Source organism: Paenibacillus dendritiformis (assembly GCF_021654795.1).
In the GTDB taxonomy this organism is placed as follows: domain Bacteria; phylum Bacillota; class Bacilli; order Paenibacillales; family Paenibacillaceae; genus Paenibacillus_B.
Window position 1 is genome coordinate 2,837,527 of the sequence record NZ_AP025344.1, and the last position, 17,804, is coordinate 2,855,330.

Annotated in this window: 14 protein-coding genes and 3 pseudogenes; 11 read left to right on the forward strand and 6 right to left on the reverse strand. The window is 49.3% G+C overall.

Going from position 1 to position 17,804, the window contains the following annotated elements; translation table 11 throughout:
• Nucleotides 1–129 precede the first annotated feature (129 nt).
• A pseudogene (locus L6439_RS29655) lies at nt 130–368 on the reverse strand (MBL fold metallo-hydrolase); the annotation flags it as partial.
• A 26-nt stretch (nt 369–394) separates the two neighbouring features.
• On the opposite strand from L6439_RS29655, the gene L6439_RS12370 reads away from it, so the two are divergent.
• Together L6439_RS12370 and L6439_RS12375 are read left to right on the forward strand one after the other, a co-directional pair.
• Nucleotides 395–616 carry a hypothetical protein gene (locus tag L6439_RS12370; RefSeq protein ID WP_237096840.1) on the forward strand — a complete coding sequence of 74 codons (222 nt, stop codon included), beginning with the start codon at nt 395–397 and terminating at the stop codon, nt 614–616.
• A gap of 206 nt (nt 617–822) precedes the next feature.
• Nucleotides 823–1,269, forward strand: a complete 447-nt coding sequence (locus L6439_RS12375; RefSeq protein ID WP_213471402.1) for a hypothetical protein — start codon at nt 823–825, stop codon at nt 1,267–1,269.
• 840 nt (nt 1,270–2,109) lie between these two features.
• Here the strand turns inward: L6439_RS12375 and L6439_RS29845 are convergent.
• Nucleotides 2,110–2,175: a hypothetical protein gene (locus tag L6439_RS29845; RefSeq protein WP_475721198.1), complete on the reverse strand. Its 66-nt coding sequence runs from the start codon at nt 2,173–2,175 to the stop codon at nt 2,110–2,112.
• 184 nt (nt 2,176–2,359) lie between these two features.
• On the opposite strand from L6439_RS29845, the pseudogene L6439_RS12380 reads away from it, so the two are divergent.
• The 4 genes and pseudogenes from L6439_RS12380 (at nt 2,360) to L6439_RS12395 (ending at nt 6,818) form a co-directional block, all read left to right on the forward strand.
• Nucleotides 2,360–3,476, forward strand: a pseudogene (locus L6439_RS12380) (IS256 family transposase).
• Nucleotides 3,477–3,764: 288 nt separating this feature from the next.
• Nucleotides 3,765–5,075 (forward strand): helix-turn-helix domain-containing protein, encoded by a 1,311-nt coding sequence (locus tag L6439_RS12385; RefSeq protein ID WP_237096841.1) that lies wholly within the window; start codon nt 3,765–3,767, stop codon nt 5,073–5,075.
• Nucleotides 5,076–5,349: 274 nt separating this feature from the next.
• Nucleotides 5,350–5,562 (forward strand): aspartyl-phosphate phosphatase Spo0E family protein, encoded by a 213-nt coding sequence (locus L6439_RS12390; protein WP_087443765.1) that lies wholly within the window; start codon nt 5,350–5,352, stop codon nt 5,560–5,562.
• Nucleotides 5,563–5,606: 44 nt separating this feature from the next.
• Nucleotides 5,607–6,818 carry a tetratricopeptide repeat protein gene (locus tag L6439_RS12395; RefSeq protein WP_213471401.1) on the forward strand — a complete coding sequence of 404 codons (1,212 nt, stop codon included), beginning with the start codon at nt 5,607–5,609 and terminating at the stop codon, nt 6,816–6,818.
• Nucleotides 6,819–6,957: 139 nt separating this feature from the next.
• Here the strand turns inward: L6439_RS12395 and L6439_RS12400 are convergent, their stop codons facing one another.
• The 3 genes and pseudogenes from L6439_RS12400 to L6439_RS12410 all read right to left on the reverse strand — a co-directional run bounded on the left by L6439_RS12400 (nt 6,958) and on the right by L6439_RS12410 (nt 10,175).
• Complete coding sequence (locus L6439_RS12400; protein ID WP_172879135.1) at nt 6,958–7,914, reverse strand: alpha/beta hydrolase; 957 nt, start codon at nt 7,912–7,914, stop codon at nt 6,958–6,960.
• A 1,067-nt stretch (nt 7,915–8,981) separates the two neighbouring features.
• Nucleotides 8,982–9,104, reverse strand: a pseudogene (locus tag L6439_RS12405) (antibiotic biosynthesis monooxygenase); the annotation flags it as partial.
• Between the two features lie 174 nt (nt 9,105–9,278).
• The gene (locus L6439_RS12410; protein ID WP_213471409.1) at nt 9,279–10,175 is read right to left on the reverse strand and encodes a DMT family transporter; all 897 of its coding nucleotides are present in this window, start codon (nt 10,173–10,175) and stop codon (nt 9,279–9,281) included.
• 113 nt (nt 10,176–10,288) lie between these two features.
• On the opposite strand from L6439_RS12410, the gene L6439_RS12415 reads away from it, so the two are divergent.
• From L6439_RS12415 to L6439_RS12425, 3 genes are all read left to right on the forward strand, one after another.
• The gene (locus L6439_RS12415; protein WP_237096913.1) at nt 10,289–11,185 is read left to right on the forward strand and encodes an AraC family transcriptional regulator; all 897 of its coding nucleotides are present in this window, start codon (nt 10,289–10,291) and stop codon (nt 11,183–11,185) included.
• A 60-nt stretch (nt 11,186–11,245) separates the two neighbouring features.
• On the forward strand, nt 11,246–12,709 hold the full coding sequence (locus tag L6439_RS12420; protein WP_213471399.1) for a protein adenylyltransferase SelO: 1,464 nt from the start codon (nt 11,246–11,248) through the stop codon (nt 12,707–12,709).
• Nucleotides 12,710–12,900: 191 nt separating this feature from the next.
• On the forward strand, nt 12,901–13,269 hold the full coding sequence (locus L6439_RS12425; RefSeq protein WP_168178383.1) for a hypothetical protein: 369 nt from the start codon (nt 12,901–12,903) through the stop codon (nt 13,267–13,269).
• A 133-nt stretch (nt 13,270–13,402) separates the two neighbouring features.
• Here L6439_RS12425 and L6439_RS12430 read toward each other — a convergent pair whose 3' ends face one another.
• A complete protein-coding gene (locus L6439_RS12430; protein ID WP_168178384.1) occupies nt 13,403–14,923 on the reverse strand; it encodes an FAD-dependent monooxygenase in 1,521 nt (506 codons plus the stop codon).
• 505 nt (nt 14,924–15,428) lie between these two features.
• Between L6439_RS12430 and L6439_RS12435 the strand changes: the two genes are divergently transcribed.
• Nucleotides 15,429–16,943 carry an ABC transporter permease/substrate-binding protein gene (locus L6439_RS12435; protein ID WP_213471398.1) on the forward strand — a complete coding sequence of 505 codons (1,515 nt, stop codon included), beginning with the start codon at nt 15,429–15,431 and terminating at the stop codon, nt 16,941–16,943.
• Nucleotides 16,944–17,023: 80 nt separating this feature from the next.
• A complete protein-coding gene (locus L6439_RS12440) occupies nt 17,024–17,734 on the forward strand; it encodes a DsbA family oxidoreductase (protein WP_213471397.1) in 711 nt (236 codons plus the stop codon).
• Nucleotides 17,735–17,804: the final 70 nt, after the last annotated feature.

Sequence of the window (17,804 nt, forward strand, 5' to 3'; positions counted from 1 at the left end):
TCAAGGATGACTTTCATCGCAAGCCCTGCTGAAGAAGCAGGGCTATTTTATTGTCTCCCGCCTTATTTCCGCACCGTCGCTGATTGCCATTATTGTACCTTGCTTGTCTGTCCGGAATATTGTAACGCCGGTATCCAGTCCGCCTATATGGTCAGCGTCCGGATGTGTCGCAACCGCGGCATCCAACTGCTTGACGCCCAGGCTTTCAAGATTTTCGACGGCATTCTGTCCTTTAGGATTGTCTCCGCGTCTATCAGGATATGCTGCCCTTTTGGAGTCTTAATCAGTGTAGAATCTACTTGGCCGGCATCCAGATAATACACCTTCAGCGTGCTGGCTCCTGCCTGGTGCGGCAGTGCGGTGTTCATACCTCCACCCAGCAATTGTACAAAGAATGAGCCGGGATGCAAATAAAGACGAATCGCCTGGCTATACACACCTGCTCATGGTAACATCTACCTATTTTAAAAATTTTAATGCAGGAGACACAATTCATTTCAAAGATAAATTAGCCGCAATTTATCATGACCCTGCAAAAAATGTAACTTACTTGACCTTTAAGTCTGAGAAATGGGAAGATGTTTCATGGCCGTTTAAAGGTGACTTGACGGAATGATTTAATCCCGGTGCTATCATCACAATAATGAAGTCGCGGACATCAACGACTTTTTACTTGAAGAATCGTAAAACATTAGCCCTGCCTCGAAATAAGGGTCGTTCACGTATCTGTTATTTCGAGGGGGGCTTTTTCTGAAAGACACTTGTATTGCTGATAGGGGCGCTTTGAAGTCCTGCAAAAGTTACGCGAGAGGAAGATAATCAATGAAACTTATAAAAGGACTTGTCATCCTGTTCTCCTGCGCAGTTCTGCTGCTTGCCGGGTGCGCCAAAAAAGATGTTTTTGAAGGCATTGATTTTACAAAAGCAGGCGAAGAAGTTGTCGGGTATTTATATGTGGACGGCAGAGTCTATCTTCTTTCGACACATAGGAATTTCCCGGAAGAGGACCTGGGTAAACAAATCGGCGAGATTCACGACATTGTAGACAAGCCCGCCGTGGATGGAGATGTAGTATATCCCGAGTCTAACCGTCACTATGAAATCCGTAAGGGCGATAAAATCTTTAGGGTAAAAAAAGGCGGAAAATTGCTTGTCGTCATCCAAACGAGAGAAGGTTATATATCAGGAACTCTTATGCCCAAGCAAGTTCCCCTCCGTTCCTCTATCATTCACGGCCAACATAGGGAACGCAGCAGGGGATGCGGCTAATGGATATAGCCGTTCGAGCAAAACTTCCATTCTGAAATCCCTCCGATACTGAAAATACATGACGGCGGATGAATTTGAGCGAAGCATTTTTCTGTCCGCGGTTCCCTGAATGAGCATTCAAGGCCAGCACAGGTTGTACACAACACTCATCCTCAACAGTTTCTTTGACGGGGTAGACCACCATAAAAAGCAACGTGTTTCGCGCCATGGTAATAGCAGTATGGGAAAGCGGTGAGCCAACTAAACGCTCGCTATTTTCAGCTAGGTTTGCGAGTAAGAGCTCATGAAAGTTTCTTTTTCTTCCGCTTTCTATTTATTTTTACTCTATTTTCCCGTTTCAAGATTGAACGGTGGGGCGCTTGCAGAAGACGCGTGTCCGTTTCAGGCATCTGGGCAAGAGAATGCTCTGACGTTGGCAACGGTGGAGTATCAGCCTCTACGGCCTGAGAGTTGGAGTCATCCGTTGTTGACAAGCGGGAACTATCTGCAATGCATCCAACAACCTGTAGATCAATGAATACGGCCAAAGCTCCGTTGTTCCTTCCGAGATATTGCGCAGCAGGCTCAAGAGGTGGGGGACACCTGTCTGAACTATCAAACGTATACATCAAAAGTTCATCTGTGACCCATGGAAGCTCAGGGTCTGGACGGCTGGACGGCAGCCGCACAGGAAGCTGTTCGTGCTGCACGAGCTTTTTAACGAGAGAATTCGCGTGAAAGGATCCTCCAGCCCGAACAAGGGAGGGAACAAGAAGAGGATTCGTCGCGGGCGTTCATATGTTAAGTTGAAAGGCAATCCCTCTCCTAATGACGGAGTAGCTTTCGCTAATGACACGGCTCCTAGGAAGCCGGAGTACTGACCATTAAGGAAGCGCTGCTTACAGTTCCGAGACGGTGTGCTTCCATAATACCGCGATTAATGCTGCACGACAGCCCGAAGTCGTCGGCGTTAATAATAACGTATCGAGGCAAATCAAAGCTAAGTCCATATCATTGTGTAAAAAGCAAATGGCAAAAAAAGAAGAGCCAGAGCAAAGATCCTCGTATAGAATGAAGTTGCCGAGACAACATTCCAAAGGAGGATCTAGCTATGACTCAATACCAGATTACCCTAGATTCACAACTTTTGCATCAACTGTTTTTATCCGAATCAAGAGATGCGGGGATAGCGGCCTATTAGAGTCCATCTTGAATCAGGTCTTGCAGGCGCAAGCAACGGAACAGCTGAAGGCGGGGCACTATGAGCGCTCAGAAGAACGTGCAGGTTACCGTAATGGATCCTATCCTCATCGGCTGACAACACGGGTGGGGCAATTAACCCTGCAAGCAGTGCCGCGTTTTTGTAACGGTCGGTTCTCTACAGAACTTTTTTCTCGATACCAACGCAGTGAGCAAGCCCTTGTCTTAGCCATGATGGAGATGGTGCTCAATGGTGTGTCAACGCGAAAAATCAGCAATATCACCGAAGAACTGTGTGGAACGGAGTTCTCCAAATCGACCGTTAGTGAACTCTGCAAACAACTGGATCCCCTCGTAGAGGAGTGGAATAACCGAAAACTGGACAAGCCCTACCCCTTTCTTATTGTCGATGCCCTGTACGTCAAAGTCCGGGAAGACGGTCGTGTGCGCTCACGTGGCGTGATGATTGCAACAGGGATTAATGCGGAGGGCTACCGGGAACTGCTTGGACTTACCGTCGATGATACCGAGTCAGCCGCAACGTGGGGAGCTTTCTTTACGCACCTCAAAAGTCGCGGGTTGCACGGTGTGGATGTCATTACAAGCGACCATCACGGTGGTTTGGTCAGTGCGCGGATGAATAGAAGGCTCATGTAAGGGCCATCTACGAAGCTGCGGACGAGACCAGTGCCCGTACACTGCTGAAGCGGACACAAGAAGCATTTGAAGATAAAGCTCCAAAGGCCATGAGGGTCTTGGAAGAGGGCTTTGACGATGCGACAGCGATCTTGGCACTTCCGGCTGCCTGTCGGATACGTACGCGCACCACAAATGCTGTAGAGCGTCTAAACGGCGAGTTGCGGCGTCGAGAACGCGTCATTCGCATTTTTCCCAACCGAGCCCCTGTCCTTCGCCTTTTTGGAGCCTTGTTGATTGAGCAGGACGAAAAGTGGTCTGCCGGAAAAAAGTATATTGAGATGAAAGAGTGCCATGAGTGGCGGAAGAAGCTCGACAGGACTGCAGCTTAGGCATCTTTTTACTCTGGCAATCTCATCGAGGATTTTACACATAAATTTGGACTTGACCCAAATCAATCCCACCTTGCTGTTTTGCTAATAATAAATTGCTATCTCCGGAGCAATGGTCAGTGCATTTATCCTGTACAAACGATCCGTAAGATTAATTGATCATCTTTGCCAAATCAATGGAGTAAACATCTTCTTTTTTTCAAAGGAAAGTTAACGAAATTTGGATTTATTTGTTGGGTAGTGTTCACAAAACTCGAATTTTATGGTAATCTATAGGTGGTCAATTATATGCAATGCCAAAAGGAAGGTGAGGCTGTGAGTACCGTTGCTGCGAAGCCACAGAGGTTGGGGGAGCTAATACAGTACTATCGGCAGAAGAAGGAATTGAGTCTGTCGAAGCTGCAAGAAGCGGTCGGCATAGATAAAGGCAGCCTGTCGAGAATTGAAAACAGCGAGGTCAAACGCCCTGATTTTCAATCGATCCTGTCGATCGCTGCGGTATTGGATATTCCCCATGACGCCATCGTAGAACAGTACATCGAGATTGGACATAAATCGGAAGTCATTTACGCTATTTTACAGAATGAATTGACAACACTCGAGTATCCTTCGCTCATACCGAAAATTGCCGCCAAGTTTCTTGAAGCGCCCAATGAAGACAGCCTGGATGCAGTAGAGAAGTTGTATCGAACGATAAACTCCGTGAATCATCCTTCCACTCAGCTATCTTTATACACCCTCATCGTAGACTACTCGCGTGCTCATGGAATTATGCCCTATATCGCTAAGGGCTTATATCAGAAATACATGATTGAACGAAATGATTTCAGCAGGTTGAAGGAAACGTATCAGGTTGGGAAAAATGTACTGGACTATGCTAATTTTTTGAGCGATAAAGAGCGGATACTTCTATACTATGGATTGAGTGTTCACGCTTATAGTCTTATGTATTATCATGATGCCATAGAATTCGGTAATTATGTTGTGGAAAATGGAACAGGCGAACCGTTAGCAAATGCAACTCATAATGTTTGCAATGCTTATTACCATCTGGGGAATTATGACGATTGCAACACCTATCTCGAAAAGTATAGTCATTTTCCGTATCCTTTCGTCAAAGAGAATGTAGAATTAATGACTGCCTTTCTTAACGGGAAAAAAGGAAATATTGAGTTCGCCATTACTCAGTTTAATAAATGTTTAAATACTCTGTCCTCATATAATATGATTCATGCCATAACTGAATTAATGGAACTATATCTCCATAGAAACGATCTTATTGCAGCAGATCAACTCCTTATGTATGAGGAACAAATATTAGAGAGCATCACCCAACCACAAACGACGCCATATAAAAGGTCAAGATTGGCGTACTACTTTCGCATCAAAGGACAATTGTTAACTCTTAAAAAACATGAAAAAGACGCCATCGACAGTTTCTTGAAAAGTACAATGGAATACGTTAAAATTGGTCGTTTTACGGAAGCTTTTGAATCATTGTCGTTTGTGACGCAATCAATGATACATAATCAGTCAATTATTAATAGTGAAATGATTAAGAAGGTTGATAATATTTTACAAATAATTGCTGCAAAATAATTAAGGAGGAATATGGTGCCATGAGAAAACTTAAACTTCTTTTAATTGCCTCTCTTCTAGTTATTGGAGCAATCAACATGGAGCATATCGTTTCATACATCGATGCCCCATGGATAACTAACTTCTAGTGAATATAACATTTTAAAACGCCAGCCATGGCGTTTTTTTATGTTTTATGTATAAAGTTGTTGCATAATAATCCAGAATCAAGTCATATTTACCAACTTCATCTATAATCAAGTCAAATAATACAGTTTATGGATGAGGTGTGGAAATGAACCATCAACCGGTATACAAAGGCGATTTAATCCCTTTTACTTATAGCTATGAGAAAGCTGGCTGTTTAATTGAAATCATTGAGAGCACCCGACAGGAGCTTATAGAAACGGCCACGGAAAAAAAGTGTCTTACCGATGAAACCGTTGTAAGATTAAGCCAAAAGTTGGACACATACCTTTTGGAGTTTCAAAGAAGGAGCTGCGGCTAGAAGAATAGGATCTGATATTCCGGATTATTAGGGAAGGTGAAGCTGTGAATACCGATGCTGTAAAGCGTATAAGCTTGGGGGAGTTAATTAAGCATTATCGGCAAAGGAATAGCGACATTGCAGAACAGTACAATGAGATTCAGCAAAAACCTGAAGTCATTTTTTCTATTTTGCAGAACGAATTGGAAACACTCGAACATCCAGCCTTCATACCCGAAATAGCCGCGAAGTTTCTTGAAGCATCAAATGGCATGGACGGAGTAAAGAAGCTTTACCGAGCAATAGACTCGGTACAAGATACCTCCATTCAATTAGCCGTGTATAACCTAATTATTGATTACTCTCGTTCTCATGGAATGATGCCCTATATTGCCAAGGGATTATACCGAAAATACATGATCGAACGAAATGATTTCAGCAAATTGAAAGAAACCTATCAACTAGGTAAGTGTGCATTGGACTATGTACAGTTTCTGAGCGACAAAGAACGAATTATATTTTATTATTCAATAGGAGTTCACGCTGACAGCTTAATGAACTATGATGACTCTGTACCCTATATGAAATATGTGGTGGAGAACGATAACTCAGAAAATGGTGAATATAGAGCGAATGCTTATCTTAGTCTATGCAATTCTTTCTATAACACTGGTGATTACAGGGCGAGCCAGGTATACCTAAATGAGTACAGTAAGTACTCTTTTTCGTATGTAGCCGATAATGTGCATTTTATGTCGGCTTGTATAGAGGGTAAGATGGGGAACGTGGATAGTTCGATTTCAAAGTTGCGTTCTTATTTACAAAATACTTCTGAATACAACCTTATTTATGCTGTTGCTGAACTACTTGATCAATATTTACAAAAAAACGACCTTCATTCAGCAAAGAAGCTTCTTGTCTATGAAGAACAAATGGTGAAGTCGCTGCAGGATATTCGCACAACGCCTTTTAAACGAGCGCTTTTAGCTCGTTTTTACAAGAATATGGGGGATATCTTGTATCACGAAGATATCGAAAAATCGTTGGATTATTACATGAAAAGCGTTTTGGAGTATGCGGGCATCGGACAATACGATAATTCGCTACATAGTCTTAGCTACATCTTTCAGGCCATTGCGAAAGGTGTAATTGTAGATAAGGAGACCATAAAAGAACTTGAATCTGCCATAAAATCAGTGGGGCAACTCTTATGGTCCCGATCCGCATATTTGGTTGACATGGCATCGCGGTGTTCATGGGAAGTAGCCCGGGGATAAGGGGGGAGTTAAAGAAAACCCTGTCCTTTTCTAAAAAGTACAGGGTTTTCTCAATGAGAAGGACTCACGCAACGGGTGCATTGCGGTCATGCTCACAGCCTGAACCATCCCGCACGGGATGGCTTTAGGTGAACCGCCTTTATTGAACGAACCTTCCGATGAACCCGGCCACGGTTTTCTCGTACGTTGCCCGATCCATCCGGTAGGCTTCTCCATGTCCGGCTTTCGGAACGATATATAGCTCTTTCTCGGCGGAGCAATTATCGTAAACCTTATGCACCATCTCCGTCGGCACGAACGTATCGTTGGCCCCATGAATGAAGAGAGTCGGCGTTTTCGACTTTTTCACCTGCTCCAACGCGGAGGCTTCGCCGAAAAAGTACCCTGCCCGCAGTCTGGTCAGCAGGCTGGTGGTATCCACGATCGGGAATGCCGGTAGATGATACATGCGCCGCAGCTGGAAGGAAAGCTGATCCTTCACGGAGGTATAACCGCAGTCTTCGACGATGGCTTTCACGTTCGGCGGCAAATCCTCCCCGCTGGTCATCATCACGGTTGCCCCTCCCATCGACACGCCGTGGAGAACGATTTGCGAATTCTTCCCATTCGCGTCCAAAACCCGTTGAATCCATTTCAAATAATCCTTACGCTCAGGCCAGCCGAAACCGATATAATCGCCTCCGCTTTCCCCATGTCCGCGAGCATCGGGGAGCAGGATGTTGTAGCCCCGTTTATCGTGGTACATTCTGGCGTAACCGCTCATTTGCGTTGCGTTCCCCGAATATCCGTGCGCGATGATGACTGTTTTGTCCGACGGCTTCGATGCCGGCAAATAATACGCCTTCAGAGGAATGCCGTCATCCGAGTCCATCTCCCAGCGTTCAAAGCTTTGGTTGTTCCACCATTCCTTGTCCGCCCGCGTGGTTTCCTTCGATTCCTCCACCTCCGGACTGGTTTTCAGATCGGGATTATCGCTCAAAAAGTCTTTCGAAGCGCGAGCAACCGCCACGTGATAAAAGTAAAAGCTCCCGGCGGTAAGGATGACAATGACAAATACAATCAAGGAAATAAAGCCTGTTACCATTTTTTTCTTCAATCCAGTTCTCTCCTATTAAACTCCTATCTATTAATTTTAATATAGCAAATGATCTCTGTCGTTTCCATGCTGCCGAGGCTTGCTCGATAGCCTGAGAGACCTTTTCTTTCGCTAACCAGCGCCGATACGGTAACGAAAAAGTTCAGTATAAATTTCCAATCTCATTATTTTCCAATAAAATTAGTCTATCTGGAAAGTACATGCTTCGCTAAAATTTTGTGAAGAGAAATGAGGAGGATCCTTTACTGCTTAAGGCGGGGGAGACAGCGAATCTTGCATAGATCAGGCTGTTGAGAAAGAAGTTTTGAGCAGGAAAATGGATATTTCTACCGGACGAAAACTGTACCATTTCCCTGGACACGCCCATCCGGCAGGCGAAATCCGCAAAACTCCACGATTTCTCCAGACACGCCTATTCGGTAAGCGAAATCCTGCAGAAATACAGCAATTCGATATGGACGACATTTCCAGAAACGGAATCCTGCAAAATTACAGGAATTTCCCCCGTTTCGCTTCGGCTTGAAGCAAAAGGGCCTAAAATGATGCAGATTTGCAGCAATTCCTCGGGATGTGGACTCATTAAGCCGAAATTCCTGTAAAATAGCAGCAATTTCCTCCGCACGTCTAGCCCCAGGAGGCAACGATGCTTCGAGCAGGCCGATAATGCTTCCTGAAGGCGATGATGCCCCCAGCAATCCGACGCGGTCGCTTGGATCCCGTAAAATCAGGCCATTGCGTAGGCTATGGGACTTTTCACCTGTGATGGCTCTCTTCTCCCGGTAGAAAAAATCGATTTAAAACGCTCTAAGAGCCAAAGTTTGGATGAGGAAAATGGACCATCTACACCCCTTCGCAAAAAACAGGGGTTTTCCAACCGCCTGATAGATGCAGGAATTTTCACTAGTTCAGCTGCTATCTGATGCCATTCCTGCAAAAGTGCATCATTTTCGCCGATTTTTGCATTCTATCCGCTGATATGGCTTCAATTCCTGCAGTTTTGCAGGAATTCCTGAAACGGAGTGATCGCCCCAAGGGAATGCTGTAGTTTTGCAGTTTTTTTCGGCAACCCGCGATGCAAGCTTGACCATTTCCTCGGCCATTTCAGCATAGCCATGATCCCCATCGGTTCGTTCGGAAGTAAAAATGACGGCATAATACGGTGGCTGTGGGGTTTGAGCAATCCCGCTCATATCAAATCCTCCCTTGAACAAAACAGTTGCACAATCCATCTAAGCCGTTAACCAATCCCGAAGTTGTCCAGTTTTCATCGCTCAGACGCCCTATCATGCTATATTATATTGATAAATAAGGAATAATACGAGCAGCATTTCCCGATCCATAAGGGGATGAACACAAGGATGCCTTTAGTTCTTCAACGCCAGCATGAAGATCATGCCCAGAATACAGGCGGCGCCGACCCATTGCAACAATCCGAACGGTTCATTCAGCCACAAGACGGTTGCGAATACAGCCGCCAATGGCTCTAAGCTGCCGAGAAGGCTTGTTTCCTTCGGCAGCAGACTTTGCAAGCTTTCGATATAGAACCAGAACGCAAGCATCGTACCGCATATAATAACAAAAAGCAGATATCCATACGCTTCGGCCGTTAAGTTGTTGAAGTCCATGCGCCATGGCGGATGGATGAAGCTTAAAGCCACACTGCCCAGGATCATCGCCCAGCCGACAATGACAAGGGAATCATATTGCGCGAGTAAAGGAACCGCATATAAAGTATAAAAGGCCAGCGCGATTCCAGATAGCACACCCCATACGACGGCAGGTGCCGGCACCGACAGCTGAGAGAGTGAACCATTCGTCAACAAAAAGAAGCAGCCTGCCAAAGCGAGAGTAACGGTAAACACATCCTGCCGCGTCAGCACGGATTGTCTGCGAATCAGGGAGTACAGAATGATCATGACCGGCGCTAAATATTGCAACAGCGTGGCAACGGCGGCATTCCCATGCTGAATGGAGGCCATATAGGTGTATTGAACCGCGAGCATGCCGAATAATCCGAAGATAATGAGCTGACAAGCTGTCTTTCTGTTTTTCCATACCCCTACAATCTGTGAACGGTCTTTTCGGAAGAATTGAACCGTTAACAGCAGAACGCCAGCAATAAGCAAGCGTGTCGTGACAAGCCAATTGACCTCAATGGCGAATTGTTGAAATAGCTTTTGGGCGACCGTGCCCCCAATGCCCCATAGAATTGCCCCGGTGATAACTAGAAAAAAACCCATTGTTCTCGTATTTGTCTTCATCGTTGAACCCTCACCCTTAAATCCAATAATAGTGATATAATAAGGAAAAAATCCGGAAATTAATACTTCAATCGAATGAAAAAATATCAATATATTGAGGCGAGCCTGTGCAAATCAAAAATTTCAAGATTGACCATAACTTGAAAGAGCTGACCCGGCACCGCACCGTTGAATTGCCAATGGCCTGTTATAAAACTTCGATTCAGCAAAATATAAATGGTTATATTCCGCTTCATTGGCATGATGAACTTCAATTTGTGCTGATCCGCAAAGGGGAAGCCGTCTTTCAAATCAATGAAGAAAAATTAGTGGTTCAAGAAGGAGAGGGGGTATTCATCAACAGCGGCTGTCTTCATATGGCCGAAGATAAAAATCACTCGGGCTGCGTTTATATATGTCTCAATGTATCTCCGCAATTCGTCTTGCCTCAAGAACTTTATACAAGCTATGTCTATCCCTACATTCAAGCGACGAATTTGCCATACTTGTACTTGCATGCATATGAGCCGTGGGGGAAAAACATTTTAGATGCCATCGGCAAAATCCATCAATGGATCGAACAAAAGACGCCTTACTATGAAATCGACATCAACCTGCAGCTCACGTTCATTTGGAAGAGCCTAATCGAGAATGGATTTCCACTCGAATATGATCAGACGGCCATGGTCAAGAGTGAGCGAATGAAGGAAATGCTACAATGGATACATCTCCATTACACGGAGAACATCAGGCTGGAGGACATTGCCAGAGCGGGTCAATTAAGCCGTTCCGAATGCTGCCGGTATTTTAAGCGAATGCTGAAAACAACGCCGCTTAGCTATGTAATAGACTATAGAATTCAAAAAAGCTTGGTTTTATTGCAGCAAGCAGACGCCAATGTGACAGAGGTCTCTTATCAAGTCGGATTTAACAGCGCGAGTTATTTCATCGACAAGTTCCGGCAGGCGATGAACATGACGCCGCTGGCCTACAAAAAATCAAATATGAGCCAAGAACAAGCTGAGCAATGAAGCATAAGAAATGAACAGGAGCAAACGCTATATTTATAAACACAGGAAAAGGGAGATACGATGACGGAGAAAAAAGCAATTCCGGAAGGATGGAATTTCGATAACAGTTATGCCCGACTGCCGCAGCTATTTTTTACGAAGCAAAGCCCCACTCCGGTGCGGTCGCCGAAGCTGGTTGTATTTAACGAAAAATTGGCGGCATCCCTTGGACTGAATGTCCCGGAGCTGAAGAGCGATGACGGGGCGGCAGTGTTTGCGGGCAACCGGATTCCCGAGGGCGCCGCGCCGCTTGCCCAGGCCTATGCGGGGCATCAGTTCGGGCATTTTACGATGCTGGGGGACGGACGGGCGATCCTGCTAGGCGAACAGATCACGCCCGCGGAAGAGCGGATGGACATTCAATTGAAGGGCTCGGGCAGGACGCCATACTCCCGCGGGGGAGATGGCCGCGCGGCGCTGGGGCCCATGCTCCGCGAATATATTATCAGCGAAGCCATGCATGGGCTTGGCATTCCGACCACCCGCAGCCTGGCGGTCGTGACGACGGGCGAGCCGGTATACCGCGAGACCGGGCTGCCAGGCGCGGTGCTGACCCGCGTGGCGGCCAGCCATCTTCGCGTCGGCACGTTCGAATACGCTTCGCACTGGGGCAAGGTGGAGGAACTGAGAGCGCTGGCCGATTATGCGTGGCAGAGACATTTTCCGGAAGCTGACCCGAGCGAGAACCGGTATCGGGCCCTTCTGCGGGAAGTCGGCAAGCGCCAGGCCAAGCTGATAGCCCAATGGATGCACGCGGGCTTCATTCACGGGGTGATGAACACCGACAATATGGCGATTGGCGGCGAGACCATTGATTACGGGCCTTGCGCCTTCATGGACACCTATGATCCGGCGACCGTGTTCAGTTCCATTGACGTGCAGGGGCGCTATGCCTATGGCAACCAGCCGTATATCGGCGCATGGAATCTTGCGAGGCTGGCCGAGGCGCTGCTGCATGAGAAGCAGGAGCAGGCTATCGAGCTGGCCGAGCAGGAGATTGCGGCGTTCACCAAGCTCTATCAACGCCATTGGCTTGCAGGAATGCGGGCGAAGCTGGGGCTATTCGATGAAGAGGCGGAGGATGAGTCCCTGATCGAAGAGCTTCTTGACCTGATGGAGGAGCATTCGGCCGACTATACGAATACATTCCGCGCCTTGACTTTTGGTGACACGGAGGAGACGGGCCTGTTCGGAACGGGCGAATATGCGCAGTGGCATGAGCGGTGGCAGGCGCGACGGGGCAGACAGGAGCAGCCGGAAGCTTCCTCGCGCCAGTTGATGCGAGACAGCAATCCGGCGGTAATCCCGCGCAACCACCGGGTGGAAGAAGCGCTCGAAGCGGCAGTGGAGCAGGGAGATTACAGCGTAATGGAGCGGCTGCTGGCTGTGCTTGCCAATCCTTACGCTTACTCCCCGGAACAAGAGGAATACGCCGCGCTGCCTGAACCATCTGCGTGTCCTTATCGAACCTTTTGCGGAACCTGACCGATTGGTCGGGATGAACCTATCGGGAGGCTGCAGCGGAACGATTGTTCCTGCCGTGCCTCCCCGATGGTTATCCAGCAGTATAGAACAGGTGATGAATAGTGGAAAATTTGCTTTTTTTCGTATGCGCCGTCTCGGTCTTCTTTTGTTTTTTATTGTTTTGCTTTTATGCCTCCCTCTTGGTGAAGGGCATGTTGAAACGCAATCCGAACAAGAACCACCCAAGACCCAATCGGCGGCGGGAGCGTTATCCGATCAAGCACTTTTATTTCTTTTCCGCATGCTTTCTCGGCTGTATCCTGCTAATATATCTCAGCCTGCTTGCCTACGGAGCCCCTTGGGGGCTCGGATCGCCGAACGGCTTGATTGCAGGGCTCGCCGCCGCTTATCTCGCCTTGTCCGGGCTATACGGACTGAATTATAAGCTGGGGCATATTCTGAAGCCCTTGCCCTTATCGGCCGCGTTCACTTGGATGCGGCAAGGGGAGAACAGCGCTGCGAGCTTGACGGGTTCTTCCGATTCGGCATGTGACACCGGGAGTGATAGCAACTGCGATTGAGGGCGGCGGGCTGCCGGATGAGCGGCGCGAACAGAAAGGGCAGACAGCGAGCCGGTCTCACGCCTCCGTAATCAGGCCGCCCAGAGCATGACTCTGAGCAGCGGCCTCTTTACGAAACATTTTCCATTTAACTCTAGCTTCGCAATTCAGGCACAGGGAAGAGCCACTTTCGCAGCCCATTATACCTGTCTTCCGTCGAAGCTGTCGTCTCGCCCTGTGCGATCGCCCACCCAATATGTCCGTCCGGGCGAACGAGCAGCGCCTCGATGCCCTCCATTCCGGCATCCTCGATTGTGGCGGTGATGACGCGGATAGGAGAATCGGCGCATGAATCCGGCCGATCCTGCGGGAGTGAACCGGATTCTGGATGATGAATAAGCACGAACTGTCCGCCATGCATCAGTTGATAGAGCGTAAGAGGCGCGCCATCTGGCAGGACAAGCCTCAGATTCGGGCAGCGCCGGCCTATCCACGGATTCGTGCCTGTGCCCGGAAGAGGCGAATACGCGATTCCGGTCGCTCCGACCTGCTCCGCTATCGACCGATTGGCGTCAGGGAAGGAGAGAAGGCGGGATACCAATTGTCTGAGGGCGGTTCCCGCCTCCGAGAAGTCCGTCATCAGTTGACCCTGGGCTCTCGTGTCGGCGAGAAGTTGCCGTCCTGCTTCATGTCTCTCGGCATGGTAGCTGCCGAGCAGCCAGTCGGCCTTCGCTTCATCGCGGAGGGCGGCCGCCAGCTTCCACCCCAGATTGAATGCGTCTTGAAGTCCGACATTCAAGCCTTGCCCTCCAGCCGGGAAATGGATATGGGCCGCATCGCCAGCAAGAAATACCCGGCCAGCCCTGTATACTTCCGCTTGCCGATTGGCATCGCCGTATCGGGACAGCCAGACGGTGGAACGAATGCGGAGCGTCTTGCCGGTAATCCGCTCGATCCCGCCCTGCAGCTCTTCGAGCGTGACCGGCACATCTGCAGGCAGATGCTGATAGAGCGGGTCGATGATCGCGAACCGGCAGGTCTCCTTGCCAAGCGGAACCATGAGTAATAATCCATGCTCGTTAAAGATGGATAGAAATGGGTGTTCCGGCGGTTCCTCCGGCACGATGTCGCCTAAAATACCCGTCGAAGCCGTGTCGGTCCCCGGGAAGGGAATGCCCGACTGACGACGAACGAAGCTTCGCGCTCCGTCTGCTCCGATCACATACCGTGCCTCCAGCAACATGGCTCCATCCCGACTATGCGAGTGAACGTGAACCGCTTGAGCATCCTGTGTGAATCCGGTAACTTCATGCCCCCGCCATATGGCTGCCCCAAGCTCCCTCGCACGCTGCTCCAATAGCTCCTCCGTAACAAATTGGGGAATCAACAGCGTAAAGGGATAATCCGTCTCCAGCGCATCGAACCGCAATCGGGTCTCCAGATTGGCATAATGGCCCGTCGGCAGCGTTTGTCCCCGGGCAAGGAAGCGATCCGCGATTCCTCGCATCGCCATCAGCTCCAGAGAGCGGGGATGAAGGGTAAGGGCCCGTGAATTGCGTACCCGTTCCAATCGGCGCTCGAGGACCAGGGCGTTAACCCCGCGAAGCGCCAGCTCACAGGCCGCCATCAGTCCTGCCGGACCGCCTCCGACAATGATAACATCAGCCTTTTTCATACCAGTCACGCTCCATTCTTTTAGGAAGATGATAATGACAGATAAATATTGTTTCAAATGAAACAATATTATTTTTGCATGTGTTGCTCTGGATGTCAAATGCAGGGAATTTAGTAGCTGCATTATGTGAAGTCTTTCTGTTGTAGTTGGAAAAATAAAATCCCATCAAATCCATATTTATAGTTTATGTTGAAACTATATTTTCTCGTGAGGTGAATGGTGCAAACAACCCGCCGCTCCGCCAACGGCATTTTTAGGGTACAGCACATATTGAAGATGGCTCAACACATAGAATTCAAGAGAAAAATCATGAAAAACGGCTGGCAAACGGCCGCTTTTTCGTTGCATCGCGTCCACATAGGAAGCCGCTCAAGCCGTACCGTAATCGATTCCCGATTGACCCGTGCGGCGATTGGACAATCAATAATATGATAATCCAATGATGCGGAGAAGCCCGTCACGTCCGCATAACGGGAAGCGATCCGCAGGAAAGAGGTTCCGATTCATGAGTATCCTATTCGACTTGTTGAGAGAACGGCAAGACCAACTATTGAGCGCTCTGCTCACGCATGTTCAGATTTCGTTCGTCGCCCTTTTCATTGCCTGCATGATCGCGGTGCCGCTCGGCATCCAAATTTCGCGCCATCCCCAAATGGCGGAAGGACTGATTGGCCTCTCCGCAGTGCTGCAGACGATTCCGTCGCTGGCCCTCCTCGGCTTGCTCATTCCGCTCCTCGGCATCGGGACGCTCCCCGCGATTACCGCATTGGTGGCCTATGCGCTGCTTCCCATCCTGCGGAATACTTACACTGGCATTAAGGAAGTCGACCCTGCCCTCACGGAAGCGGCCCAAGCGATGGGGATGAGCAATCTGCAGCGCTTGCTCAAGGTCGAGCTGCCGCTGGCGCTCCTGGTCATTATGGCCGGCATTCGTACCGCGATGGTGCTAATTGTCGGTACGGCCACGTTGGCGGCTCTGATCGGGGCGGGAGGACTTGGGGACCTCATATTGCTTGGCATCGATCGCAACGATGCGCTGCTTATTGTGCTGGGAGCCGTTCCGGCCGCGCTGCTGGCCTTGTTCTTTGATGTCCTGCTGCGCAAGCTCGAACGCCTGCCCTTCCACCGGCTGCTGACTGCGTTCGGTATCCTGGGAGCCGCAGTGTTCCTCCTGATTGTCCTTCCCTTGGCCGCGCGGGATCAGCCGAAGGAGATCGTCATCGCCGGCAAGCTCGGCGCGGAGCCGGAGATTCTTATTCACATGTACCAGTTGCTTATCGAACAGAATACCGATCTGAAGGTCGAGCTTAAACCTGGCTTCGGGAAAACCTCATTTGTCTTCCAGGCGTTGAAATCGGGAAGCGTCGATATTTATCCGGAATTCACGGGAACGGCCATTTCCGAATTTCTGAGAGAGACGGCGGACAGCACTGATGCCGCGCAAGTCTACGAGCAGGCAAGGAGCGGGCTGAAGGAGCAATTCGATATGGAACTGCTCGAACCGATGCAGTACAACAATACCTATACGCTGGCGGTCCCTGCGGCAGTGGCGGAGAAATATCATTTGAAGACGATAAGCGATCTGGAGGGCGTACAGCAGAGGATGAAGGCCGGCTTCACGCTGGAATTCGCCGATCGGGAGGACGGCTACCGCGGGATTCAGGAGCGGTACGGCATTGCGTTCCCGCAGATGAAGACGATGGAGCCGAAGCTTCGTTATACAGCCATCGAATCAGGGGATATTAATCTGATGGATGCGTATTCTACAGATAGCGAGATTAGACAACATCATCTGGTCGTGCTGGAGGATGACAAGCATCTGTTCCCGCCTTATCAGGGCGCGCCGCTTATGCGCAGCGATACGGCGAAGCGGTATCCGGAGCTGGCAGAAGCATTGAACCGGCTGGGAGGCCGCATTACGGATGACGAGATGCGGGAGATGAATTACGAGGTGAACGCAAAGGGCAGAAGCCCCCATGATGTCGCGAAGCGATTTCTGACGGAGGCGGGCCTGCTGTAAGGCAGGTTGGATTTATCTTTATTTCGAGATATAATGGGGAAGAAGGCAAATTTCGGTTGGCAGTCAGGAGGAATGACAGGATGAAAGTAGAGATTTGGTCGGACGTTGCATGTCCATTTTGTTATATCGGGAAGCACCGGTTCGAGGAAGCGTTGAGCCGATTCGGGCACGGGGATAAGGTGGAGGTTATTTACCGCAGCTTCCAGCTTGACCCGAATGCGGAGAAGCATCCGACGCAAGATGTGTATACGGCAATCGCCGAGAAGTATGGCATCAGCCGGGAGCAGTCGATCGCCATGCATGAAGATATTGTCCGTCAAGGCAAGGAAGCGGGGATCGATTATCACTTCGATTCGATGATCATGACGAACACGATGGATGCGCATCGCCTGATTCACTTCGCCGGACAGCATGGGAAGCGGGACAAGGCGGCGGAATTGCTGTTCAAGGCATACTTCACCGATGGGAAAAACGTCAGCGAGAAGGATACGCTGCTTGCCGTGGCCGCAGAGGCGGGACTGGATCGGGAAGCTGCCGCGTCGGTGCTGGAGAGTACGCAATTCACTTCCGAGGTCGAGCAGGAGATGCGCGAAGCCAATCAATTGGGCTGCCGCGGCGTGCCGTTCTTCGTCTTCAACCGGAAGTATGCGGTTGGCGGAGCCCAGCAGCCGGAGATGTTCCTCGAAGTATTGGATAAAGCCTGGAAGGAAGAGCATCCGCTGACGGTGTTGACCCCGGAAGGCGGGGAAGGGCTGTGCACGGACGATTCCTGCGGCATTGGGGAGAAATAATCCGGGGATAAGAAGTTGGCGGCATCTCCCGGAGACGGGAATTAGAGAACCCGACTGCCAGGGGCAGGGG

What these genes read in the sequence shown, in the direction of transcription:
- L6439_RS12370 (WP_237096840.1), top strand. Translation starts at nt 395, where the DNA reads ATGAGCCGGGATGCAAATAAAGACGAATCGCCTGGCTATACACACCTG.
- L6439_RS12375 (WP_213471402.1), top strand. Translation starts at nt 823, where the DNA reads ATGAAACTTATAAAAGGACTTGTCATCCTGTTCTCCTGCGCAGTTCTG.
- L6439_RS12385 (WP_237096841.1), top strand. Translation starts at nt 3,765, where the DNA reads ATGCAATGCCAAAAGGAAGGTGAGGCTGTGAGTACCGTTGCTGCGAAG.
- L6439_RS12390 (WP_087443765.1), top strand. Translation starts at nt 5,350, where the DNA reads ATGAACCATCAACCGGTATACAAAGGCGATTTAATCCCTTTTACTTAT.
- L6439_RS12410 (WP_213471409.1), bottom strand. Translation starts at nt 10,175, where the DNA reads ATGAAGACAAATACGAGAACAATGGGTTTTTTTCTAGTTATCACCGGG.
- L6439_RS12420 (WP_213471399.1), top strand. Translation starts at nt 11,246, where the DNA reads ATGACGGAGAAAAAAGCAATTCCGGAAGGATGGAATTTCGATAACAGT.
- L6439_RS12425 (WP_168178383.1), top strand. Translation starts at nt 12,901, where the DNA reads ATGTTGAAACGCAATCCGAACAAGAACCACCCAAGACCCAATCGGCGG.
- L6439_RS12430 (WP_168178384.1), bottom strand. Translation starts at nt 14,923, where the DNA reads ATGAAAAAGGCTGATGTTATCATTGTCGGAGGCGGTCCGGCAGGACTG.
- L6439_RS12435 (WP_213471398.1), top strand. Translation starts at nt 15,429, where the DNA reads ATGAGTATCCTATTCGACTTGTTGAGAGAACGGCAAGACCAACTATTG.
- L6439_RS12440 (WP_213471397.1), top strand. Translation starts at nt 17,024, where the DNA reads ATGAAAGTAGAGATTTGGTCGGACGTTGCATGTCCATTTTGTTATATC.